The following is a 5,408-nucleotide window of genomic DNA, read 5'->3' on the forward strand; positions in this document are numbered from 1 at the left end:
ACTAGGCGACTCTGGCCGTTCCACCAGGCCGAAACCACGTGACCTGCGAGAACACCGTCAACCGTGTCCAGAACCCGCCATCAGCTGCGGAACGCAGGCCGGGGCGGGTTTGTCGGAACGGCGGTTATGACGCGTCACCGCCGGTCAGTGGCCCCGGGTGCCCAGTGCGCGCCGGCCAGCGGGTGCTGGCCTTCCCCGCTGCGGGTCCTGGCGGTCCTCCCCCGCCCGTTCCGCCGGCAGCAATCTCCCGTCGCCACCCACCGCGGCGGGTGGCGACGTACCCGCCGGCCCCTTTCCCAACGAGCGCCGGGCTTGGCTCACATCTCGTCCGCGAGAGCCTGACGAGTGCGGGACCTGCGGGCGAGTGACATCCGCAGCTCGTCCTCGGTGTTGCCCTTGAGACGGCCGGCTCCCTGTACCAGGAGGTAGTCCACGGCGATCCGGATCAGGGTGTTGTCGGTGATGATCTCGGTCCGGTCCGTGCGTTGTGCGTTGATCCGGCGGCGCAGATCCGCAAGGTCGGCGAGTTGGCTCCCGCGCAGCCGCACCTCCTTGCGCTCCAGCGTGAGGTACCGCCTCAGCACTCGAGTGGGACGGCATCAGCGAGTCCGCCGCCTACCGCGAGATCAGCGAGTGGCCGCTCGCCCAGGAGATCGCCGACGCGTGCGAGAAGCCGGCCCCGGACTCCCACGTCCGCGCCCTGGTCGACGTCGCCGAGGCGCAGGGCCACCAGGCGGTCGCCCACTGGTACGCCGAGCTGCGCCGCCACGGCCAGCAGACCGGGCGCCGGGTCACCGCCGACGCCGTCGCCAACCTCGCGGACTACCTGCGCACCGGCACCGAGCCGGACCGGCTGGACCCGCTGTTCGCGCCCCGGCAGCTCCAACCCGCCCCGACCAAAACCGCGCTGGCCAGCCGCCCTCGGCGCAGCGCTGGCGAACCGGTGGCCGGCGCCGTCGTCCCCCCGGGCCGCACCCCGGCGTCATTCCCAAATTTGGGAATGAGCGATCCCGCCGCCGCCTCCCCGAGCGAGGAGCCGTCCGCAGGACCGCTGAACGCCGGGCACATCAGCCGGCTGAACACGTTGCTCGCCGCCGAGGCGCGGCACGCGGGGGTCAGTCCGGAGCACATGGCGGACCTGTTCATGGAGATGATCGCCTCCGACGTCCGACCGTTGCGGAGCCTGGTCCGATTCCACGCCGGGCAGTAGCGCGAGCCGGCCGTCAGGCACCCCGCTCGCGGCCGGCGGGTCAGCGGGCGCTGATGATGATCGCGACGCACGAGATGACCACGGCGACGACCATGCCGCCGCCCATCACCGGCGCGACGGTGGCCGGGTGACGGTGGAGCACGTAGACGACGCCGCCGACCAGGAGCAGCGTCACGAGGACCAGGAGCAGCACGACCAGCAGGACGAGCGAGGACACGGGTGATCCCTTCATTGGGCATGCCGGAGCCGGCCTGCGGTGGGGTGGAGGATCCGCACCCCTTGTGTCGCGGGGAGGCGGTCGGACAGCAGAGTGCGGGAGGCGGGGGTTAGCGCCGCAACCCCCGGCGTCCATCAGCACCATGGCCGTCAACGGCGAGCCATTCAATGGTTCTCGGCGAACATCGCAGCAGGTCAGAGCGCTGCGATACTCGCCGAGAACTCTTGAATGCACCGTGGATCAGGTGTAGGGCAAGCCGGGTGTAGGGCAAGCCGTGCGGCCCCGCTCAGGCGGTCGTAGCGTGGGAGGTGGACGCCCGGGGGCTGGTCCATGACCCCGGGTGTCGTGGTTGGGATCGCACACCCCCGCCGGGCGGGCGTCTGTTCGGTAGGCGCCCGCCCGGCCACGCACGACGCGGCCCCGACACACCGTGCTGGTGTGTCGGGGCCGATGTTCGGTCCGGTCGTACTGCCCAGAGCGCTCTGGCACCGGTCCTGACCCGCGCGCCCATGTCGGCGCGGACTGATCACGAGGTTAACGGAGCCGGCCTCCCACCCACCCCCCACCCAGGAGAGAACCCCCGCCCCCGCCCCCGGCAGGACCCGGCGCCTGTCATTGGGCGCTCCGGGCCGGGTGGGGGGTGGGTGGGGGGGCAGTCCCGGCCGAGCCAGCCGAACCAGCCGTTCGCGCGCTTCTCGCGCTCCCACTGTGCTTGTTCCTCCGCGCGCTCGCGGGCCTGTTCGGCCTCGCGGTCGGCCTGGTCCCGGCAGATGTCGCACAGGTCGCCCGGCAAGGCCGTGGAGCTCCAGACGCCGGCGGGGTAGACCTTGCGCCCGCAGGACGGGCAGGGCCACGCGGCGGCCTCTCGGCGCCGGCGCTCCTCCTGGTGCTCCTGTTCCTGTCGCCGGCGTTCGGCCTCATCGGCCGCCCGGCGGCGTTCCTCGCGGACGGAGTAGGCATGGTGGTCGTCGGGGTTGGCGAGCGCGTCGGCGAGGGTCTCCCAGCCCTCGCGGCCGTAGCGCCACCAGATCCGCCCGAGCGGGCCGTCCCGCTCCAGCAGCTCCAGCACGGTCACGATCACCGGCACCGTGCCGGTGTAGTCGCGGTAGCCGTCCCGGCTCCCGTCCCGGATGTAGCCGCCGGTGGACCAGGGGCCCTGCCACGCCCCCACACTCAGGCGCGCGACCTCCCGCATCCGGGCCTCCATCGCCGCCGGCCCCATCTTCTTGGTGAACACGATCGCCAGCGGCGGGTGCGCGTCTGTCATGGGCGCGGACCACACGGTGCGCCACAGCACGACGTCGCGGCCGCCCTGGACGACCGAGCGTCGGAAGAATCGGCGGTAGCGGGCGATCTTCTCCGCCAACGCCGGCGGGCCCTCCGTCCCGTTGTCGACCTCCACGAACAACAGCGGCAGCCTCGTGTGTGGGGCGGCGAACACCATGTCGGCGCGGACACTGCCGCGCCCCGGCGCCGCGAACGATCCGGTCACCGGCAACGAGACCTCCGTTGACCACGCGCCGATCGGTCCCATCCCCGCCGGGCGCCGGGCCGGCGCGGGAGCCGGCGCCGGCACCGCGCCCTTGCGGACCACGGGCGCGGTCGGCTCGGGCGGGGTCTGGAGGAACGCCGCGAGGGTGTCGGTCACCTTGCCCGCGTGCTTCGCCCCGGAGGCCGCCGCCGCTTTCGCGGTCCCGCCCATCTCCCGGGGCACTCGATCCAGCACCGCGGCGGCAGCCTCCAGCCCGGCAGGCGTCAACGACCACAGCTTCTCCGTGATCCGACGCCCGTCCGCCTCCACCCGCGTGGTCCGCCCGGCAGAGAGCACCAGCCCGCCGGCCTCCAGATCCTTGCAACCGCCGCGCGCCGTTCCCGCGTCAGCCGTCCCCGGACACACCAACGCCCGGATCTGCGCAGCCGTCGCCACCTTCACCACCCCGAGCGCCTGGAGAACCTGCTCCCTGGTCTTGCCCGTCGACCCGTACCGCCGCGCCCGCGTCCCGCCCACGCACCCCACCCCCTCCACATGAATATAAAGATGTGTCGGGGCGCAGAGTACGCGGCCAAACGCGCGGTGAGCTGCGGATATACGCCTCAGAGGATGGAAGGTCACCATAGGGGGCACCACAGGGGAAACCGCAGGGGTGCGCGAAGACGCGTCCGGGGCTTGCCCAACCGGAGGCTTGCCCGGCGCCGACGGCCGGGCCCCGATCGCCCGACCGGCTGTCACCCGTCTGACCGGCGCGAACAGACCCGCAACCCCTGTTGTTCGCACGGGGTAACAGCAGCCTTGCCCAGCACACGGGGAGGCCTGCCCACCCCCGACGGGGTGGGTGGTCCTGACATCTGACGCTGACACCGGCACTCACTGCGACATCCCGCCCCTGGCCAGGACTGGCGGGGCGGAGCGTGTCAGATGTCAGGACCCGGGTCCGCCCCGAGGAACCAAAGGGGAACAGACGGGACCCCCGGGGCGGTGTGCATTCCCGGCCCTTCAACGACCGCGCACGCCGCCGGTTGTGGCCCGCGCCACGGTTTTCGCGGCCCGGGCGGTGACCGCCGGTCTCAGGGCGTGTCGCCGTGCCACAGGAACGGGCCCTCGGCGTCGGTGGTGCCCGGCGCGTAGAACGTCCTGCCGCCCGGCCCGTACAGACCCTTGTCGGTGATCAGCAACGCGCCCTCGACCCGATCCAGGGCGGACCAGCCGGTGACGTCGAGAAGCAGGCCGTCCAACGGCCCGCCCACCAGTTCCGCGTAGGCGTGACCGGGCTCCGGCTCCTCGCCGTCGTCGTCCCGACCGCCGTACACCCGCCGCACACCCACCGTGTCCACCCTGCCCCCCACACTCAACCCATACCGCCACAAGAGATGGTACGGACCCATACTGCCCGCCACCAAGACGAAAACCCGGCGAGTGGGCGATGCTGATCGGTCGATTTGGAACCCTCGGGCCGGCATCGGTCTCCGATCGGCGCCCGATCGGCGCCCGATCGGCACGGGCGTCCGATCAGAAGCCGATCAACGGCCGGCCGGGAGCCGATCGCTCGGCACGGCTCCCAGCCGGGGACGGTCCTGACACCCGGCGCCGGCAGGCGCGCGGCGAACCACTCCCGCCAGGCCGACGGTGGCGGGCCATGGGCCGGGCGAGCACCTTCAGGGCGTCAGGACCTGGGGCCGACACGGACATCGCGGTCAAGGTCTGCCCGCACCGGTGTGGACCCCTGGTTCTTCAACGAACCGGCACGCCGCCGGTTGCGGGCCGCGCTCCCACGACCGGCGCCGGCGGTTGGAGGCCGAACCGGCCGCCACCAAGGCGACCGCCTCGACGAGAATCGGGCGGTGACCAGCGAACGCCGCCGACTCGGCACCCGACCAACCGCGGCCGACAACCCCGAGTTGTCGCCCGGACCACGCGCCCGCCTGGCCGCCGAGCGACTCCCCGCCGACCAGGCCGCCGGCGCCCCACCCACCCGCACCACCGGCCGCCGCACCCTCGGCACCGGACCGGTGACCGACGACCGGTGACTCACCGGTGACTGCCACCCGGTGACAAGCGGCTGGAGGCGGCCCGGACGAACCCGGACCGCGCCCGCACGATGTGGGGCCTGGCGCACACGATCGCCGGCCGCGACGACCCGAGGAGCAGCAGGGCCAGGGCACGCCGTAACGCTTCGCGCTCATCATCACTTCATCCCCGTGATCCCGTGGTCGCCACGTACGCGTGTACGCGTACGCGTATAACGACCCCGGATCGGTCACGGAGAGTGAGCCGTTGACTGCCAGCTGGTGACCGATGACTGGTGACCAGTCACCGGCCGCTGGCCGCGGGTTCCTTCCTTCTCTTCCGACGAGAAAGCCCCGCTCACGCGTCACGAGGGGGTCTTTTGGTTCGGGAAGGAGGGAAGGAAGGAACCCGCGCCGGGGCCCGCTCTGGACCCGCCCGGGACCGCTCAGCGTCCGCCGGCAGTCCGACGAGCCCGC

7 protein-coding genes are annotated in these 5,408 nt (G+C 72.5%); 2 read left to right on the forward strand and 5 right to left on the reverse strand.

The genetic code is table 11. The features are described from left to right. Positions 1-317: 317 nt before the first annotated feature. Entirely contained in the window at positions 318-584 is a 267-nt protein-coding gene (locus OTB19_RS41340; protein ID WP_267804016.1) for a hypothetical protein, read from the reverse strand. A 31-nt stretch (positions 585-615) separates the two neighbouring features. Next, a complete protein-coding gene (locus tag OTB19_RS41345) occupies positions 616-795 on the reverse strand; it encodes a hypothetical protein (RefSeq protein ID WP_267804017.1) in 180 nt (59 codons plus the stop codon). Between the two features lie 205 nt (positions 796-1,000). On the opposite strand from OTB19_RS41345, the gene OTB19_RS41350 reads away from it, so the two are divergent. Next, positions 1,001-1,210, forward strand: coding sequence for a hypothetical protein (locus OTB19_RS41350; protein ID WP_267804018.1), 210 nt, complete (start codon positions 1,001-1,003; stop codon positions 1,208-1,210). Between the two features lie 40 nt (positions 1,211-1,250). Here OTB19_RS41350 and OTB19_RS41355 read toward each other — a convergent pair whose 3' ends face one another. The 3 genes from OTB19_RS41355 to OTB19_RS41365 all read right to left on the reverse strand — a co-directional run bounded on the left by OTB19_RS41355 (position 1,251) and on the right by OTB19_RS41365 (position 4,259). Next, positions 1,251-1,427 (reverse strand): hypothetical protein, encoded by a 177-nt coding sequence (locus tag OTB19_RS41355; protein WP_267804019.1) that lies wholly within the window; start codon positions 1,425-1,427, stop codon positions 1,251-1,253. A 526-nt stretch (positions 1,428-1,953) separates the two neighbouring features. Then, a complete protein-coding gene (locus OTB19_RS41360) occupies positions 1,954-3,435 on the reverse strand; it encodes a replication-relaxation family protein (RefSeq protein WP_267804020.1) in 1,482 nt (493 codons plus the stop codon). Between the two features lie 557 nt (positions 3,436-3,992). Further along, the gene (locus tag OTB19_RS41365; RefSeq protein ID WP_267804021.1) at positions 3,993-4,259 is read right to left on the reverse strand and encodes a hypothetical protein; all 267 of its coding nucleotides are present in this window, start codon (positions 4,257-4,259) and stop codon (positions 3,993-3,995) included. Between the two features lie 507 nt (positions 4,260-4,766). Here OTB19_RS41365 and OTB19_RS41370 point away from each other — a divergent pair. Further along, positions 4,767-4,952: a hypothetical protein gene (locus tag OTB19_RS41370; RefSeq protein ID WP_267804022.1), complete on the forward strand. Its 186-nt coding sequence runs from the start codon at positions 4,767-4,769 to the stop codon at positions 4,950-4,952. The last annotated feature ends 456 nt before the right edge of the window (positions 4,953-5,408 follow it).

Source organism: Streptomyces sp. H27-H5 (assembly GCF_026627505.1).
Classification (GTDB): domain Bacteria; phylum Actinomycetota; class Actinomycetes; order Streptomycetales; family Streptomycetaceae; genus Streptomyces.

Excerpts from the sequence above, each read along its gene's own strand:
- OTB19_RS41350 (WP_267804018.1), top strand. The coding sequence starts at position 1,001 with ATGAGCGATCCCGCCGCCGCCTCCCCGAGCGAGGAGCCGTCCGCAGGA.